This window comes from Nocardia aurantia, assembly GCF_009604425.1.
GTDB lineage: Bacteria > Actinomycetota > Actinomycetes > Mycobacteriales > Mycobacteriaceae > Nocardia > Nocardia aurantia.
In genome coordinates this window covers 563,239-579,338 of sequence record NZ_WEGI01000001.1, presented here as the reverse complement: position 1 = coordinate 579,338, position 16,100 = coordinate 563,239, and the positions used below count along the sequence as shown (strand labels likewise).

At 66.4% G+C, this 16,100-nt stretch carries 20 protein-coding genes; 2 read left to right on the top strand and 18 right to left on the bottom strand.

Annotated features, from left to right (window positions below):
* Positions 1-14: 14 nt before the first annotated feature.
* From map to NRB56_RS02485, 12 genes are all read right to left on the bottom strand, one after another.
* Positions 15-815 carry a type I methionyl aminopeptidase gene (gene map / locus NRB56_RS02540; RefSeq protein WP_153338800.1) on the bottom strand — a complete coding sequence of 267 codons (801 nt, stop codon included), beginning with the start codon at positions 813-815 and terminating at the stop codon, positions 15-17.
* Positions 816-820: 5 nt separating this feature from the next.
* On the bottom strand, positions 821-1,366 hold the full coding sequence (locus NRB56_RS02535) for an adenylate kinase (RefSeq protein ID WP_319942454.1): 546 nt from the start codon (positions 1,364-1,366) through the stop codon (positions 821-823).
* A complete protein-coding gene (gene secY, locus NRB56_RS02530) occupies positions 1,363-2,682 on the bottom strand; it encodes a preprotein translocase subunit SecY (protein ID WP_319942453.1) in 1,320 nt (439 codons plus the stop codon). Before secY ends, NRB56_RS02535 begins: the two co-directional genes overlap by 4 nt.
* A 104-nt stretch (positions 2,683-2,786) precedes the next feature.
* On the bottom strand, positions 2,787-3,233 hold the full coding sequence (gene rplO / locus NRB56_RS02525; protein ID WP_153338798.1) for a 50S ribosomal protein L15: 447 nt from the start codon (positions 3,231-3,233) through the stop codon (positions 2,787-2,789).
* Complete coding sequence (gene rpmD / locus NRB56_RS02520; RefSeq protein ID WP_153338797.1) at positions 3,230-3,415, bottom strand: 50S ribosomal protein L30; 186 nt, start codon at positions 3,413-3,415, stop codon at positions 3,230-3,232. Before rpmD ends, rplO begins: the two co-directional genes overlap by 4 nt.
* Before the next feature lies 1 nt (position 3,416).
* A complete protein-coding gene (gene rpsE / locus NRB56_RS02515; RefSeq protein ID WP_153338796.1) occupies positions 3,417-4,058 on the bottom strand; it encodes a 30S ribosomal protein S5 in 642 nt (213 codons plus the stop codon).
* Positions 4,059-4,092: 34 nt separating this feature from the next.
* Positions 4,093-4,509, bottom strand: a complete 417-nt coding sequence (gene rplR, locus NRB56_RS02510) for a 50S ribosomal protein L18 (RefSeq protein WP_153338795.1) — start codon at positions 4,507-4,509, stop codon at positions 4,093-4,095.
* A gap of 3 nt (positions 4,510-4,512) precedes the next feature.
* On the bottom strand, positions 4,513-5,052 hold the full coding sequence (rplF, locus tag NRB56_RS02505) for a 50S ribosomal protein L6 (protein WP_153338794.1): 540 nt from the start codon (positions 5,050-5,052) through the stop codon (positions 4,513-4,515).
* Between the two features lie 14 nt (positions 5,053-5,066).
* Positions 5,067-5,465: a 30S ribosomal protein S8 gene (gene rpsH / locus NRB56_RS02500; RefSeq protein ID WP_019931153.1), complete on the bottom strand. Its 399-nt coding sequence runs from the start codon at positions 5,463-5,465 to the stop codon at positions 5,067-5,069.
* Between the two features lie 240 nt (positions 5,466-5,705).
* On the bottom strand, positions 5,706-6,131 hold the full coding sequence (locus tag NRB56_RS02495; RefSeq protein ID WP_153338793.1) for a PIN domain-containing protein: 426 nt from the start codon (positions 6,129-6,131) through the stop codon (positions 5,706-5,708).
* The gene (locus NRB56_RS02490; protein WP_153338792.1) at positions 6,128-6,346 is read right to left on the bottom strand and encodes a hypothetical protein; all 219 of its coding nucleotides are present in this window, start codon (positions 6,344-6,346) and stop codon (positions 6,128-6,130) included. The genes NRB56_RS02495 and NRB56_RS02490 overlap by 4 nt, the downstream gene beginning before the upstream one ends.
* A 109-nt stretch (positions 6,347-6,455) precedes the next feature.
* Complete coding sequence (locus NRB56_RS02485; protein ID WP_153338791.1) at positions 6,456-8,330, bottom strand: hypothetical protein; 1,875 nt, start codon at positions 8,328-8,330, stop codon at positions 6,456-6,458.
* Positions 8,331-8,460: 130 nt separating this feature from the next.
* Between NRB56_RS02485 and NRB56_RS02480 the strand changes: the two genes are divergently transcribed.
* Positions 8,461-9,669, top strand: coding sequence for a Fic family protein (locus NRB56_RS02480; RefSeq protein WP_153338790.1), 1,209 nt, complete (start codon positions 8,461-8,463; stop codon positions 9,667-9,669).
* A 132-nt stretch (positions 9,670-9,801) separates the two neighbouring features.
* Here the strand turns inward: NRB56_RS02480 and NRB56_RS02475 are convergent, their stop codons facing one another.
* The 5 genes from NRB56_RS02475 to NRB56_RS02455 form a co-directional block, all read right to left on the bottom strand.
* On the bottom strand, positions 9,802-9,987 hold the full coding sequence (locus tag NRB56_RS02475) for a type Z 30S ribosomal protein S14 (protein WP_153338789.1): 186 nt from the start codon (positions 9,985-9,987) through the stop codon (positions 9,802-9,804).
* 4 nt (positions 9,988-9,991) lie between these two features.
* Positions 9,992-10,558, bottom strand: a complete 567-nt coding sequence (gene rplE / locus NRB56_RS02470) for a 50S ribosomal protein L5 (RefSeq protein WP_153338788.1) — start codon at positions 10,556-10,558, stop codon at positions 9,992-9,994.
* Positions 10,559-10,560: 2 nt separating this feature from the next.
* Complete coding sequence (gene rplX, locus NRB56_RS02465; protein ID WP_153338787.1) at positions 10,561-10,875, bottom strand: 50S ribosomal protein L24; 315 nt, start codon at positions 10,873-10,875, stop codon at positions 10,561-10,563.
* A gap of 2 nt (positions 10,876-10,877) precedes the next feature.
* A complete protein-coding gene (rplN, locus tag NRB56_RS02460) occupies positions 10,878-11,246 on the bottom strand; it encodes a 50S ribosomal protein L14 (protein WP_319942495.1) in 369 nt (122 codons plus the stop codon).
* A gap of 239 nt (positions 11,247-11,485) precedes the next feature.
* Entirely contained in the window at positions 11,486-13,339 is a 1,854-nt protein-coding gene (locus NRB56_RS02455) for an ABC transporter ATP-binding protein/permease (protein ID WP_153338786.1), read from the bottom strand.
* 126 nt (positions 13,340-13,465) lie between these two features.
* Between NRB56_RS02455 and NRB56_RS02450 the strand changes: the two genes are divergently transcribed.
* Positions 13,466-15,490, top strand: a complete 2,025-nt coding sequence (locus tag NRB56_RS02450; protein ID WP_153338785.1) for a M13 family metallopeptidase — start codon at positions 13,466-13,468, stop codon at positions 15,488-15,490.
* Between the two features lie 19 nt (positions 15,491-15,509).
* On the opposite strand, the gene NRB56_RS02445 is transcribed toward NRB56_RS02450, so the two are convergent.
* Positions 15,510-16,091, bottom strand: coding sequence for a Uma2 family endonuclease (locus NRB56_RS02445; RefSeq protein WP_153338784.1), 582 nt, complete (start codon positions 16,089-16,091; stop codon positions 15,510-15,512).
* Positions 16,092-16,100: the final 9 nt, after the last annotated feature.

Below are 16,100 nucleotides of genomic sequence, written 5' to 3'. Positions count from 1 at the left end.
CGGGCGCGTCTGAACTACTCCGGGCGCGGGGTCAGGATGCGCGGGCCGTCCTCGGTGACGGCCACCGTGTGTTCCCAGTGCGCCGCCCGGCTGTTGTCGACCGTCACCACGGTCCAGCCGTCGTCGAGTTCCCGGGTCTGGGTGGTGCCCAGGGTCAGCATCGGCTCGATCGCCAGCACCGAACCCACCCGCAGCAGTGGACCTTTCCCGGGCGTGCCCTCGTTGGGCAGGTACGGGTCCATGTGCATCTCGCGGCCGATGGCGTGACCGCCGTAGCCCTCGACGATGCCGTACGCGCGCCCGTGCGCCCGTTCGGCCGCGCGGGTGCCCCGCTCGATCGCGTGCGACACGTCGTAGAGGCGGTTACCGGGCACCATGGCCTCGATACCCGCCTCCATCGACAATCGGGTCGCCTCGCTGAGCAGCCGGTCGGCCTCGATGATGTCGCCGATGCCGAATGTCCAGGCCGAATCTCCGTGCCAGCCCTCGAGAATGGCGCCGCAGTCGATCGACAGCAGATCGCCCTCGGCCAGCACCTGATCCGCGGTCGGAATCCCGTGCACCACCACCTGATTCACCGACGCGCAGATCGACGCCGGGAAACCGTGGTAGCCCTTGAACGAGGGCACCGCGTGCGCGTCGCGGATGGTCTGCTCCGCGACCTCGTCCAACTCCAGCAGGGACACACCAGGTTTGGCTTCCGCCCGCACCGCCACCAGCGCCCGGCCCACGACGGCGCCGGCGGCGGCCATCGCGTCGAGTTCACCGGCGGTGCGGAACGGCACCACCTTCTTCTGCTTGCGGCCGAAGACCATTCGCGTCAGCGACCCAGGGCGCGCAGCACTCGGGCGTTGACCTCGCCGACATCGCCGACACCCTCGACGGACACGATGGCGCCGTCGTAGTGCTGCAGCAGGGGCTCGGTCTCCTCGCGGTACACCCGCATCCGGTTGCGGATGACGTCCTCGGTGTCGTCGGCGCGGCCACGGCCCAGCATGCGCTGAACCACCACGTCGTCGGCGACCTCGAAGCTGATCACGGCGTCGAGCTCGTGCCCGGACTCCTTCAGCATCTTCTCCAGGGCCTCCGCCTGATCGACGGTGCGCGGGTAGCCGTCCAGCACGAAGCCGTTGACGGCGTCGGGCTCGGCGATGCGCGCCTCGACCATGCGGTTGGTCACCTCGCTGGGGACCAGATCGCCGGCGTCGAGGTACTTCTTCGCCTCCAGACCCAGCGCGGTCTCCTGGGAGATGTTCGCGCGGAACAGGTTCCCGGTGGAGATGTGCGGCACACCCAGCTGGTCCGACAGCAATTCGGCCTGTGTGCCCTTGCCGGCACCCGGTGGCCCGAGCAGTACGAGTCTCACTTGAGGAACCCTTCGTAATTTCTGTTCATCAGTTGGCTCTCGATCTGTTTGACCGTATCGAGGCCCACGCTCACGACGATGAGGACCGCGGTACCGCCGAACGGGAGGTTCGAGGCGCCACCGCCGGCGCCGATGTGCAGCAACAGGTTCGGCAGCACGGCCACCGCGCCCAGGTAGATCGAGCCGGGCAGCAGCAGGCGGCTGAGCACCTTGCTCAGGTAGTCGGCCGTCTTGTCACCCGGACGGTAGCCCGGGATGAAGCCGCCGAACTTCTTCATCTCGTCGGCGCGCTCCCGCGGATTGAACGTGATCTCCACATAGAAGTAGGTGAAGAAGACGATCAGGATGAAGTAGATCGCGACATAGACCGGATTGCCGGGGTTGACCAGGTACTTCTGGATGATCTCCTGCCACCAGCTGGGCTTCGTGGAGCCCTTCTGGGTCAGCTGGGCGACCAGGTTCGGCAGGTACAGCAGCGAGGACGCGAAGATGACCGGGATGACGCCGGCCTGGTTGACCTTCAGTGGCAGATAGGTCGAACTGCCGCCGTACTGTTTGCGGCCCACGATCTGCCTGGCGTATTGCACCGGCACCCGGCGCTGGCCCATCTCGATGAAGATGACGCCGACGATGACCACGAAGGCCGCCACGCAGACCAGGCCGAAGATCAGGCCGCCGCGGCTGTCCAGGATCGACTTGCCCTCACCGGGGATGCGCGCCGCGATACCCGCGAAGATCAGCAGCGACATGCCGTTGCCCACACCGCGTTCGGTGATCTGCTCGCCGAACCACATGACCAGCGCCGCGCCGGAGGTCATCACCAGCACGATGATGATCATGCCGAAAACGCTGGTATCGGCCAGGATGTCCTGCGGGCAGCCGCGCAGCAGCTGGCCGCGGGCGGCGAGCGCCACCAGGCCGGTGGCCTGCAGCACGGCCAGCGCGACGGCCAGGTAGCGGGTGTACTGGGTCATCTTGTTCTGACCGGCCTGGCCCTCCTTGCGCAACTCCTCGAAGCGCGGGATGACCACCGTCAGCAGCTGGATGATGATGCTCGCCGTGATGTACGGCATGATGCCGATCGCGAATACCGACAGCTGCAGCAGCGCGCCGCCGGAGAACATGTTGATCAGCTGATAGATACCCGCCGAGTCACCGCCGGAGACGATGTCGATACAGGTGCGCACCGCCTTGTAGTTCACCCCTGGCGAGGGCAGGGACGCGCCGATGCGATACAGCGCGATCAGGCCCAGCGTGAAGAGAATCTTCCGCCGTAAGTCCGGTGTCCGGAAGGCCGACGCGAAGGCGGAAAGCACAGATCCTCCTGGCAAACGACATGGGGGGAAAGACGGCAAGCGATACTTGCACTCTAACAGCGACGCCGGACGGGCTCTCACCCGTCCGACGTCGAGTTAACCTGTCAGGCCAGTTCGGTAGCGGTGCCGCCGGCCGCGGTGATCTTCTCCTTGGCGGAGCCGGAGAACTTGTCGGCGCTGACCTGCACGGCCACGCCGATCTCACCCTCGCCGAGGACCTTCACGAGCTCGTTCTTGCGGACCAGGCCCGCCTCGACCAGCTCGGCCTTGCCGATCGCGCCGCCGGCCGGGAAACGCTCGGCGATATCGCCGACGTTTACGACCTGGTACTCGGTGCGGAACGGGTTGGTGAAGCCCTTCAACTTGGGCAGCCGCATGTGAATCGGCATCTGACCGCCCTCGAAGGCGGGCGAGACGTTCTTGCGAGCCTTCGTACCCTTGGTACCGCGGCCCGCCGTCTTACCCTTGGAGCCCTCACCGCGACCGACGCGGATCTTGTCGGTCTTGGAGCCGGGCGCCGGGCGCAGATGGTGCAACTTGATGACGGTCATGCTTGAACCTCCTCAACGGCAACGAGGTGGCGCACGACGTTGATCAGCCCGCGGGTCTGCGGAGTGTCCTCGCGCAGAACGGTCTGCCGGATGCCCTTCAGACCGAGGGTGCGCATGGACTCGCGCTGATTGTGCTTGGCGCCGATCGTGGATTTGACCTGGGTCACTTTCAGCTGTGCCATGTCAGGCTCCTTGTCCCGCGCGCGCACGCAGCATGCCCGCAGGAGCGACGTCCTCGATCGGCAGACCGCGACGAGCGGCCACCTCCTCCGGACGCTGCAGCTGCTTCAGGGCCGCCACGGTGGCGTGCACGACGTTGATGGCGTTGTCGCTACCGAGCGACTTGGCCAGGATGTCGTGGATACCGGCGCATTCCAGCACGGCACGCGCCGCGCCACCGGCGATCACACCGGTACCGGGCGAGGCCGGACGCAGCATGACCACACCGGCCGCCGCCTCACCCTGAACCGGGTGGACGATGGTGGAGCCGATCATCGGAACGCGGAAGAAGCCCTTGCGAGCCTCCTCGACACCCTTCTGGATCGCCGCCGGAACTTCCTTGGCCTTGCCGTAACCGACACCGACCAGGCCGTTGCCGTCGCCCACGATCACCAGGGCGGTGAAGCTGAAGCGCCGGCCACCCTTGACGACCTTGGACACGCGGTTGATCGCGACAACACGCTCGAGTTGGTTCTTCTCCTGAGCGGAATTCTGGTCACGACGATCGTCGCGACGGCCGCGACGCTCCCCGCGGCCGCCCTCGTTGGGGCCACCGCTGTTCTGTCCGGCGGGTCCGTTTCCGCCGTGCCGCTGACGTCCCGGCATCAGACGTTCCTTCCGTTGCGCTTGATTTCGGTCATCAGAACTTCAACCCACCTTCGCGAGCGGCATCGGCCAGGGCGGCGATGCGGCCGTGGTAGTCGTGGCCACCGCGGTCGAACACCACGGCCTCCACACCGGCGGCCTTCGCGCGGGCGGCGATCAGCTCGCCGACCTTGGCGCCCTTGGCACTCTTGTCACCCTCGAGGGAACGCACGTCGGCCTCGATCGAGGACGCGGCGGCGATGGTCTTGCCCACGGAGTCGTCGACCAGCTGAACGTGCAGGTGCCGCGCGGAGCGGAACACGATCAGACGGGGACGCTCGGTGGTGCCCTCGACCTTCTTGCGCAGTCGGAAGTGCCGGTTGCCCTTGGCAACCCGGCGACGGGTGGACGCGTCCTTGCCGAGCGGCTTGCGCGCGGCCTTCTGAGCTTCGGTCTGAACCTTCTTCGACATGGCTTACTTACCCGTCTTTCCGACCTTGCGGCGAACGATCTCGCCGGCGTAGCGGATGCCCTTGCCCTTGTACGGGTCGGGCTTGCGCAGGCCGTGGATCACCGCGGCGATCTGGCCGACCTTCTGCTTGTCGATGCCGGACACCGAGAACTTGGTCGGAGCCTCGACCGCGAAGGTGATGCCCTCGGGCGCCTCGACGGGAACCGGGTGGCTGTAGCCGAGGGCGAACTCCAGGTTCGAGCCCTTCTGCTGCACGCGGTAACCGACGCCGAAGATCTCCATCTTCTTCTCGTAGCCCTGGGTGACGCCGATGATCATGTTGTTGATCAGGGTGCGGGTCAGCCCGTGCAGCGAGCGGTTGAGCCGCTCGTCGTTCGGCCGGGCGACCTCGAGCTCGCCGTTGTCCGCCTTGCCGACGGTGATCGGGGCCGCGACCTCGTGCGAGAGGGTGCCCTTGGGGCCCTTCACGGACACGGTCGAACCGCTGATGGTCACCTCGACGCCGGCGGGAACCGGGATCGGCTTCTTACCGATACGCGACATTGTTCCTACCTCCCTTACCAGACGTAGGCGAGGACTTCCCCGCCCACACCGTGCTGTTTGGCCTGACGGTCCGTGAGCAGGCCCTGTGACGTGGAGATGATCGCCACGCCGAGGCCACCCAGCACCTTGGGCAGGTTGGTGGATTTCGCGTACACCCGCAGACCGGGCTTGGACACCCGGCGCACACCGGCGAGCGAGCGCTCGCGGCTGGGCCCGTACTTCAGGTCGACGATCAGGGTCTTGCCCACCTGCGCGTCCTCGACGCGGTAGTCGGCGATGTAGCCCTCACGCTTCAGAATCTCGGCGATGTTCGCCTTGAGCTTCGAATGCGGAGCCTTGACCTGATCGTGGTACGCCGAGTTGGCGTTGCGCAGACGGGTGAGGAAGTCTGCGATCGGATCTGTCATGGTCATGGATTGACCGTTACCTTTCTCGCCGCGGTTCCCATACAACACCGTCGAAGAACGGCGGTCGTGGGCCTACGACAATTCGGTCGGTCCGGCCGGGACTGCCCGACCGGATGCTGCACAGCCACCCGGACCAGGTCAGAGGCCGCGCGCATCCGCGCGCAGACATGACAGTGCCCGAGCAACCGGTCAAGTGTAGGCAATAGCCGAGCGGCATCAAAATCGGGGTCCCGAGACCCCCGCACGTTACGCGTCGTACGGCAGGAGAACGAAGGCGGAGAAACCCCACAGCGGGCGCAGGGTCCGGAAATGCCGCTGATCGAGGGTCATGATCCGATCGGTGCGCTCGCGATCCGCAATGACCACATTCGACGCATCTGCTACGCCCACATAGTCGTTACGGTACTGCCCGATGACCGCAAGCGCCGCGGCATGCTCATTGGACGTCCATTCGGCCAGTTCATAGGCACCACCGGCCACATCCGACGCAAAATCGCGTGCCGCCCGCGAGCCGAGTCGCGTGTACAGCATGTGATCGGCTTCGGCTACGACCAGAGGAGAGACGACCAGCCGTTCATCGTTGGCATCAATGATTCGTACCAAGTCCTTGTGTTCCACGTACGACTCATCGAAGAGCGCGAGGATCGCACTGGTGTCCACGACGATCGTCATCGAGCACCGAATCCGCCGGCCAGTTCCCGATCAATGTCCTCGGCGGACAGCGGCCGGTCGCTGCGATAACCCCCCGTGGTCGGTTTCGGGCGAGTACCCGCCTTCTCCAGCAGAAGGTCGATCGCGCCGGCCAGGGTCAGATCGTTCGACGCGGCGACTTGCTGCAGCCGGTCACGGACGGACTTGGGCACTTTGATCGTCGTCATGTCAGACATACCACGAGTATACCGGGATACGCGAGGTAGCCCCACCTCCGGATGACGACCGAATCGGTCACCGGAGACAGGCCCAGGTCGTCCTATCGAAGTCGAAATACCTTGCCGCTCAGCGCTTTCGAGCCGGGCGGCGAATTGCCGCGGTCACCTCGCCCACCGCCTGCGCCGCCGGATGACCCGACCCGCGCAGCGCGTCGACCAGATCTCGGCGAGCGGCCGCGGGTACACCTTCCAGCTCCGCACGCACCGCTTCGGCACCGCCGAATTCGTTCAGTTGCAGGAAGCTTTCGGCGGTGCAGAGTATGCCCTCGGCGGGCGTCAGGTCCGGCATCCCCAGTTCACCCGACTCCATCAGGGCCGTCAGGGCCAGCGGCCCGAGTTCCGGATCGGCGCGCAGCCGACGGAGCAGGGTGCGTTCGGCCGGTAGCGCCGCCGCGAGCATGTGCAGCATGGCGGCCGCGCGGAGCCGGAACGGGCACTCGCGGATCGCCTGCAACAGTGGTTCCACATCGCCGCCGTGCGCATCGAGCCAGCCGCCGATCTCGAGTCGCGCGGCGTCCTCCGGGTAGTGGTCCGCGACGACTCCCAGCAACTCGGCCGGGCCCGCGTCCACCAGTTCGCCCACCACACCGGCCTCGCGGCCCTCGGCCAGTAATCGGTCCCGCATGGCTACCAGGCCCAGTTCGGTGAATGCCACCAGCGGGCCGGGCTTGCTCAGGTCGGCCCTCAATTCGCGCAGTTCCGCCGGGGACAGCTGGGCATCCGACCACGGCCCCTCCTCGCCCAGATCGGACAGATACATCTCGTCGGGCACTCCGTGCGTGATCTCGACCGCGCCCAGCCGCACGAACGCGTCGAGAACGGCGAGCAGGTCGACATTCAGTTGAATCCGCTCGGCCGCAAGTACTTCCGCCGGTGCGTCCGACAGCCGGAACAGTTCGAGGCCCTCCAGCCACAACGGCTGTTCGAGCCGCCGCAGCGGCACCGGCAGCGGCATGCCGTACACGCCGGCCAGCATGTCCGGGACCGAGATATCGAACAGGTTGTGCAGGATCGAGAGCGGTTCACCGGCCCACAGCGGCAGGCAGATGAAGTCGGCCAGCTCCCAGATCGCCTCGAATGCCTTGTGCCACAACATCAACGGATTCTTCAACAGCGGGCGGGCCTTCGCCACCTGAACCAGTCGGCCCTTGACCACCCGGATCAGCCGGATCTGTTTGGCCCACGCCAGCAGCAGCGACAGCCTGGGCAACTCGGCGCTGCTGCGGATGTCCGCGATCTCGTCACCGGTCTCGAGCCTGGCGACCGCCTCCCGCGCATCGGCCAACCGCAATTGCCCCGTGCCGGTGAGCCCACGACCGCCCGGGCCGACCCAATCCACCAGTTCACCCAGCTTGTGCACGAGCGGCGACGCCGCTGCCAGTTCCGCCTGCCGCCGCAGGGACGGCAGCACCACCGGCGGCTGAGCGAACAGCCGCTGCCCGCCGCCGATCACCCCGGGACCGCGGACAACATCCCCGAACCGCTCCTCCACCTCGGCGATCGCCTGCTCGAAGGCGGACATGCCGACCCGATCCGGCCTGCCGTGCGGTTTCGCAACCCGCATCGTGGCAACGAATTCCGGTTCGAGCGTTGCGATCTCGTTGAGCAACGGCTCGAGCGCGGCACCACGCGGATCGAGCAGCCGCACGGCCGCCAGATAACGCAACAGCGTGCCCACCGCAGGCAGGACGTCACCGACCGGCGTCCGATCGGCCGGCACCATCGCGGGAAACCAGTCCAGCAACAGCACCCGCACCGACTCGGGCGTCCAATACGCCAGCCGTCCGTCCCGGCTGTGGTGCCGCGAATCCAGCGCCGCCCCGATGACCGCCGAATCGGCCGGCAATCCTTCCTCTCGCGCCCACGTCATGCACCGTCGCACCAGCAACGCGCGAGCCGCCAGGTACTCGTCGTTCTCATCCAGCTCGAAATGCGTCCGCACGAAAGCCACGGTAGACGCGCCCCACGCCGTTGGCACCGGGAAACTACATCGCACCGGTTGCAGCCGGTGCGATGCCTGATCCGGCGACATTCACCGCAGATTATGCGGTGAATACACGTACAATCGACGCATGACGGGTCATCGGAAGTACATCTGGGAGGACTCGGACTGGCCGAGCCTGCGATACGACGCAGCCCGCGTGATCGGCCCGCTCACCGAGGTCGCCGACCGGCACGGACGGCTGCTCGGCCGATTGTCCGATGCCGATCCCGACGTCCGGGAACAGGCCGGACTCGCCGCTCTCACGACAGACGTCGTGAAGACCAGCGAGATCGAGGGTGAGTTGCTGGACGCCGCATCCGTGCGGTCCTCACTGGCCCGCCGACTCGGAGTCGACATCGGCGCCGCGGTGCCCTCCGACCGGCATGTCGACGGCGTGGTGGAGATGATCCTGGACGCCACGGTGCATTACGGCCGGCCGATGACGGCGGATCGCCTGTTCGGCTGGCACGCCGGATTGTTCCCCACTGGATATTCCGGGATCTCCCGGTTGACCATCGGCGCCTGGCGTTCCGACTCGGACGGGCCGATGCAGGTCGTGTCCGGGGCCTACGGGCGGCAGAAGGTTCATTTCGAGGCGCCACCGGCGGCCCGGCTCGACGCGGAGATGCAGCGATTCCTCGACTGGTTCAACAACGACACCGGCGAGCCGGCACTGGTGAAAGCGGCTCTGGCGCATCTCCGGTTCGTGACCATCCACCCGTTCGATGACGGCAACGGTCGTATCGCACGGGCTCTCGGCGACCTCTGGCTGGCCCGCGCCGATCGCAGCCCGCAACGTTTCTACAGCCTCTCGGCGCAAATTCAGCGAGAACGCAACGACTATTACACCATTCTCGAACGAACCCAGAAGAGCACGCTGGATGTCACGGCATGGCTGCTGTGGTTCCTCGGCGCCCTCGAGCGCGCGATCGCCCACGCCGACACCACCATCGACGCCGTGCTGGTGAAGGCCCAATTCTGGCGGCGCTGGGGCTCGGTGCCGATGAACGCCCGCCAAACCACCATGCTCAACCGCCTCCTGGACGGCTTCACCGGCAAACTCACCACCCACAAATGGGCGGTGATCACGAAAACCTCGCAGGACACGGCATTGCGTGACATCAACGAATTGGTCGAGCTGAAAATGTTGCGCCGATCCGAATCCGGCGGCCGCAACACGTCTTACGAACTGGTCGACTCGGCAACCAGGCATTCGAAACCGACCACCGGGGGGCATCGCAGCGATCGTCCGCTGCCCGCCGACGATATCGATCAGGAACTGGGCGCCGGCGCCTGATCCGTCGGCACGATGCCGTCCGACGTTCGACCGGGTTGCGTTCGGGGAGAAAGCCGTCGCGAAAAGGCCACCAGCGCAACGCATCCAGCCCGCAGACCTATGGTCTGCGGGCTGGAGCTGTGAGGCAGGCTGTTACCAGGAGGACTTGTGGACGCCCGGGAGTTCGCCGCGGTGGGCCATCTCGCGCAGGCAGACGCGGCACAGGCCGAACTTGCGGTAGACGGCGTGGGGCCGGCCGCAGCGCTGGCAGCGGGTGTAGCCACGCACCGCGAACTTCGGCTTGGCGTTGGCCTTGTTGACGAGGGCTTTCTTAGCCATATGCTCAGTTCTCCTTGAACGGGAAGCCGAGGTGCTTGAGCAGGGCGCGGCCCTCCTCATTGTTGGTCGCGGTGGTCACGACGGTGATGTCCATACCGCGGGGGCGATCGATCCGGTCGACGTCGATCTCGTGGAACATCGACTGCTCCGAGAGGCCGAAGGTGTAGTTGCCGTGGCCGTCGAACTGCTTCGGGGACAGGCCACGGAAGTCGCGGATACGGGGCAGCGCGATGGAGATCAAGCGGTCCAGGAACTCCCACATGCGGTCGCCGCGGAGGGTGACCTTCGCGCCGATCGGCATGCCCTCGCGGAGCTTGAACTGCGCGATGGACTTCGTGGCCTTGCGGATCTCCGGCTTCTGGCCCGTGATCAGGGTCAGGTCGGCGACCGCGCCGTTGATCAGCTTCGCGTCACGGGCGGCGTCGCCGACACCCATGTTCACGACGACCTTCACCACGCCGGGGATCTGCATCACGTTGGCGTAGTTGAATTCGCTGTTCAGCGCGTCGCGAATCTCCGCGCGGTAGCGCAGCTTCAGACGCGGCTGCACTTTGTTCTCGGTCGAAGTCATGCTCAGATGTCCTTCCCGTTGCGACGGGAGATACGCACCCGCTTGCCGTTCTCGTCGGTGCGGTAGCCCACCCGGGTCGGCTTGCCGTCGGAGTCGACAACCATCACGTTCGAGACGTGGATGGGCGCCTCCTGGGTCACGATGCCGCCGGAGCTGGCGCCGCGCTGGTTCGCGGAGTTCGCGACATGCTTCTTGATCCGGTTCACGCCCTCGACCAGGACCCGGCTGCGCTCCGGGAAGGCCTGGATGACCTTGCCCTTGGCGCCCTTGTCCTTGCCCGAGATGACGATCACGGTGTCACCCTTGTGCACCTTCATGGTCAGAGCACCTCCGGGGCCAGCGAGACGATCTTCATGAAGCGCTTGTCGCGCAGCTCACGGCCGACCGGGCCGAAGATGCGGGTGCCGCGCGGATCGTTGTCCGCCTTGATCAGCACCGCGGCGTTCTCGTCGAACCGGATGTAGGAACCATCCGGGCGGCGACGCTCCTTGGTGGTACGCACGACGACCGCCTTGACGACTTCACCCTTCTTGACGTTGCCGCCGGGGATCGCGTCCTTGACGGTGGCGACGATGATGTCACCGATGCCGGCATAGCGACGCGACGAACCGCCGAGCACGCGGATGCAGAGAATCTCCTTGGCACCCGTGTTGTCGGCGACGCGCAGTCGCGACTCCTGCTGAATCACTTCAGCTCCTCCTAAGACCTGGACGATATGCACGCCGGATTGCCGACCCGACGGACATGGTCAGTTGCCCTCCAAACGCGCGCCTGTCAGCGCGAAAATCCCAGCTCAGAGCGGGGAACGCTGCGGGTTCACGGGCGGAGTGCGGGCACACGTGTCCCGCAGGCAACCGGCTAAGTGTAGCGAAGCCCCAGGTGCGGCCCAAATCGGGTCGCACCTGGGGCTTCGCCGCGGCACAGGTCCTACGCCGGGGCCGGAATCTCGCCGGTGGTCCAGGCTCCGCCGCCGGCCAGGTCGAGGCGGCGGGTGTGGAAGCGGTCGACCGTGCTGCGGTGGGCGACGCTGACCAGGATGGTGTCCGGGGCCTCGGCGCGGATCAGGGTGTAGAGGGAATGTTCGAGGCCCTCGTCGACCGCGGAGGTGGCCTCGTCCAGGAACGCCGCCTTCGGGCGGATCAGCAGGATGCGCGCGAACGCGATGCGCTGCTGCTCGCCCGGGGACAGGATCTTGGCCCAGTCGGCTTCCTCGTCCAGACGGTCGGCGATGTGGCCGAGGTGCACTTTGTTCAGCACCTCACGCAGCGTCTCGTCGGAGAAGTCACCGGGTTCGGCGGGGTAGCTGACCACCGTACGCAGATCACCCAGGGGCAGGTACGGGAGCTGGGACAGGAACAAGGTCCCGCTGCCGGCCGGCCGGCGGAACTCGCCGGCACCGTACGGCCACAGCTCGGCGAGGGTACGCAGCAGTGTGGTCTTGCCACTGCCGGAATCGCCCTTCACCACCATCGCGTCGCCCGGAACCAGCCGCAGGTCGAGGCCCTCGATCAGCACCTCGCCGTCCGGGCGGCGCACCTCGATGCCGGCCAGCTCGACCGCGTCGGCCAGATCGGCGGTCGAGATCGTCGGCAGACTCCGAGATTGCTGGTTGGCCACCTGCAGGCCGTCCAGACGGATCAACGCGGCCCGATAGGCGGCGAAGGTGTCGTAGTTCTCCCGGAAGAACGACAGCGAATCGTGGATGTTGCCGAATGCCGACGCGGTCTGCTGCATGCCACCGAGCGTGACGTTGCCCGCGAAGAAGCGCGGCGCCTGCAACATCCACGGGAACACGACCGCGGTCTGGTTGACCGAGAGATTCCAGCCGCTGAATTTGAGGGTCCGGAAGATCAGGGACCAATACGCCCTGATGACCCCGTCGAACCAGCCGACCAGGCCGCGATGCTCGACATTCTCACCGCGGTAGAAGGCGATGCTCTCGGCGTGGTCGCGTACCCGCACCAGCGCGTACCGGAAACTCGCGGTGGCCCGCTGATAGGAGAAGTTGATCCGGATCAGCGGACGGCCGATCCAGAACGCGATCGCCGTCGCGATCAGCACGTACGTCAGGACCAGGAACATCATCGCGCGCGGGATCTCGACGCCGAACACGGTGAGCGGACCGGACAGATCCCAGAGGATCTGGGTGAACGACACCACCGTGATGACCGCCGTCACAGCCCCGATGGACAGCGCCCGGCTCTGCTGCACATAGGTGGTGATGTCCTCTTGGATACGCTGATCCGGGTTGTCGATGGTGTCATCGATGAACCGGCCGCGGTAGTCCGCGTGTTCCGAGAGCCAGTCGGTACCGACCTTGTCGGTCAACCACAGTCGCCAGCGCACCTCGAAGGCCGCACCGATGTAGTAGTCGATCAGCGAGCGGATCACATGGATGGTCGCGATGATCGCGAAGACCACCATCGACTGCCAGAAGGCGTGTTCGGCGGCGCTCAGCCCGTCACTGTCCTTCTTGGCTATCGCCTGGGCGCCGTATTGCAGCGCCGAGAACATGTCGTTGCTCTGGTAGGAGATCAGCACGTTCACCCGGACCGCACCGGCGGCCGACAGCAACAGCAGTCCCACGAATCCGATGTTCTTCCAGGCCCCCGGGCCGGTGAAGAACCCGCGGCTCAGATGCCAGAACTGACGCCCCCAGCGGGTCGTCGCGAACAGCACCGCGAGGATCGCCACGAAGACGACGGCCGTGATCGCGAAGGTGATGAGGAGCCATTTCAAGGTTTCTTGAAATTCGTTTCCCCAGTCCCGCGAAGTTTCCATTCAGGCTTCCCATCAGCGATCTTCAGCAAGTTTCGCGAGTGTAACCGCCGGGTGGCGGGGCCGCATGGCAGTAGCCTCGTCGAGGGGTCGAGCTGTCGTGAATCCGCCGTTCGGAGAGGAGCACCGATGTCCGGTCGTCCGGTTCAGCCGAGCCGCCGCTCGTTCCTCGTCGCGCTGGGCGCGACCTCCGCCGCCGGTTTGCTGTCATGTTCCGCGCCGCCCGCGCCCCGCACCGAACCGGACGCGTCCGCGGTGAGCGCGGCGATCCGCCCGCAGGACGACCTGTTCCGGCACGTCAACGGCCGGTGGCTCGCCGACTATCGGCTGCCGCCGGACAAGGCGAGTTACGGAACCTTCGGCGAGGTGGCGGATCTGGTGCAGCGGCAGTTGCACGACATCGTCGAGGGCATCCGCGATCCGCGCGCGGGCAGCGCCGAACAGCAGATTCGGGACATCTACGACGCCCGGCTGGATCTCGCGGCCATCGAGCGGCTCGGAATGTCGCCGCTGGCGGATCTTTTCGACACGATCGACGCCGCGTCCACCCGCTCGGAGCTCGCGCATGTGATGGGCCGGCTGCCGATCGACGGACTGATCCGGCTCCGGGTCTCGGTGGACCGCCGCGACTCCGCCGGGCACCTGCCGGTGATCGGTCAGTCCGGCCTCGGCCTGGGCGAGCAGTACTACCGCAAACCCGAATTCGCGCAACAGCTTTCGGGCTACCGCGCGCTGCTGGGGCAACTGGCCGCCGGCGCCGGGCTGCCGGATCCCGACGGCGCCGCGCAGCGGGTCTTCGGGCTGGAACGGCAGATCGCGGCGGGCTTCTGGGACAACGTCCGCACCCGCGACTACGACGCCACCTACAACCGGATGTCCTGGCACGAGTTGACCGGTACCGCACCGGGTTTCGATTGGGACGCATGGCTGGCCGGCTGCACCGACCGGCCCGCCGGACTGTTCGGGACGGTCGTGGTGGGCGAGCCGTCGTTCGTCAGCGCGGCCGGTGGCCTGTGGTCGGAGGCCGATCTCCCCGCCTGGCGGGATTATCTGAAACTGAGCCTGATCCGCGGTTACGCCCGGTATCTGCCGAGGGCGATCTCGGACGCCAATTTCGCCTTCTTCGGCACGGCACTGGGCGGGATGCGGGAACGCCCGGAACTCTGGCGGTCGGCGATCGGCACCGTCAACGAGACGATCGGCCAGCAACTCGGCACATTGTATGTGGCACGGCATTTCCCGCCCGCCGCGAAACAGCGGGCCGAGGAGCTGGTCACCGATATCGTGGCCGCCTATCGAGACAGTTTCCGGAATACGGGCTGGATGTCGCCGGAAACGCGGGAGGCGGCGGTCGCGAAACTGGAACGCATCGAGGCCCGGCTGGGCTACCCGGACACCTGGATCGATTATTCGGCGCTGCGCGTCACCCGCGGAAGACTCGTCGAATCCCTGCGCGCGGTGGAGGTTTTCGAGGCGCAGCGCGGTTTCGCGAAATTGGGTGGCGCGGTGGACCGATCGGAATGGCCGGTCGCGCCGCAGACGGTGAACGCGTTCTACACCGCCTCCGCCAATCAGATCACCTTCCCCGCCGCATTCCTGCAACCCCCGTTTTTCGATCACGATGCCGCGCCGGCGGCGAACTACGGTGCCGCGGGCGCGGTGATCGGCCACGAAATCGGCCATGGATTCGATGATCAGGGCAGCAAATACGACGCCGACGGCAATCGCCGCGACTGGTGGACCCCGGCGGACCGCACCGCCTTCGACGCGCGGACCGCGCAACTGATCGCCCAGTACGACGCGCTGGTCCCCACCGGCCTCACCTCCGGCCACCACGTCTCCGGCGCCCTGACGGTCGGTGAGAATCTGGCCGACCTCCGCGGTCTGACGATCGCGGTGGCCGCCTATCGCCGCGCGGCCCAGCGGGCGGGCGTCGCCCCGGACCATCCCGCGCTGTTCCGCGCCTGGGCCCGCAACTGGCGGGAACAGCAGACCCCGGAGGCGCTGGAACTCCGCATCGCCACCGATCCGCACTCCCCCGGCGAATTCCGCTGCAACCAGGTGGTCCGCAACATCCCCGAATTCCACACGGCCTTCGACGTCCGCCCGACCGACCGCATGTACCTCCCCCCGGACCAGCGCGTAACCCTCTGAGCCGCAGCTGTTTCGGAACCTACCGCACGAGGTCCGAGAGCACGATCTCACCCACGACGACATGCTCCAATCGCAACAGACCGTCGCGGTGCAATCGGTGCAAGCGGTACTCACGGGCGTGCGCGTCGAGCCGAAATTCCAGCACTTCACCGATTTCGTACTTCTCGTTCAGCATGATCACCAGGTACAGCGGGATTCCGACTCGGGCATACTGGGCCTTCTTGTCCAGCAGATCCTCGGCCGCGGTGGACGGCGACGACACCTCCACCACGATCAACGCGTCGTGAGCCTCCGGCTGGCTGCCGGGCTCGTCCAGACACCGGTAGACGACCACGTCGGGCCGACGGAACGTGAACCGCGGAACCCGCCAGAGGACGACGTCGACATCGGTGTCCACCCTGATGCACGATTCAGTCGTGGGCAGCCGCTCGAGCTCGTTGGCCAACCGCCGTGCAATGCGGTTGTGTTCGGGAGTGGGTGACTCACAGACGATCACATGCCCATGGACGACCTCGATCTCACGCGCGACGGCTTCGGGTAACTGCCGATACTGCTCCTCGGACATCACATGCGGCAGCGAACCCAACGGCTGGATCGGCATACTCGGAGC

Bases quoted from the DNA above. Each gene is read 5' to 3' on its own strand.
- rplX (WP_153338787.1), bottom strand. From the start codon at position 10,875: ATGAAGGTGCACAAGGGTGACACCGTGATCGTCATCTCGGGCAAGGAC.
- NRB56_RS02490 (WP_153338792.1), bottom strand. From the start codon at position 6,346: ATGTCTGACATGACGACGATCAAAGTGCCCAAGTCCGTCCGTGACCGG.
- rpsH (WP_019931153.1), bottom strand. From the start codon at position 5,465: ATGACCATGACAGATCCGATCGCAGACTTCCTCACCCGTCTGCGCAAC.
- NRB56_RS02495 (WP_153338793.1), bottom strand. From the start codon at position 6,131: ATGACGATCGTCGTGGACACCAGTGCGATCCTCGCGCTCTTCGATGAG.
- rplF (WP_153338794.1), bottom strand. From the start codon at position 5,052: ATGTCGCGTATCGGTAAGAAGCCGATCCCGGTTCCCGCCGGCGTCGAG.
- NRB56_RS02455 (WP_153338786.1), bottom strand. From the start codon at position 13,339: ATGGAAACTTCGCGGGACTGGGGAAACGAATTTCAAGAAACCTTGAAA.
- NRB56_RS02450 (WP_153338785.1), top strand. From the start codon at position 13,466: ATGTCCGGTCGTCCGGTTCAGCCGAGCCGCCGCTCGTTCCTCGTCGCG.
- rplO (WP_153338798.1), bottom strand. From the start codon at position 3,233: ATGACCGTCATCAAGTTGCACCATCTGCGCCCGGCGCCCGGCTCCAAG.
- rpsE (WP_153338796.1), bottom strand. From the start codon at position 4,058: ATGCCGGGACGTCAGCGGCACGGCGGAAACGGACCCGCCGGACAGAAC.
- rplR (WP_153338795.1), bottom strand. From the start codon at position 4,509: ATGTCGAAGAAGGTTCAGACCGAAGCTCAGAAGGCCGCGCGCAAGCCG.
- rpmD (WP_153338797.1), bottom strand. From the start codon at position 3,415: ATGGCACAGCTGAAAGTGACCCAGGTCAAATCCACGATCGGCGCCAAG.
- NRB56_RS02445 (WP_153338784.1), bottom strand. From the start codon at position 16,091: ATGCCGATCCAGCCGTTGGGTTCGCTGCCGCATGTGATGTCCGAGGAG.
- NRB56_RS02475 (WP_153338789.1), bottom strand. From the start codon at position 9,987: ATGGCTAAGAAAGCCCTCGTCAACAAGGCCAACGCCAAGCCGAAGTTC.
- rplE (WP_153338788.1), bottom strand. From the start codon at position 10,558: ATGACTTCGACCGAGAACAAAGTGCAGCCGCGTCTGAAGCTGCGCTAC.
- map (WP_153338800.1), bottom strand. From the start codon at position 815: ATGGTCTTCGGCCGCAAGCAGAAGAAGGTGGTGCCGTTCCGCACCGCC.
- NRB56_RS02480 (WP_153338790.1), top strand. From the start codon at position 8,461: ATGACGGGTCATCGGAAGTACATCTGGGAGGACTCGGACTGGCCGAGC.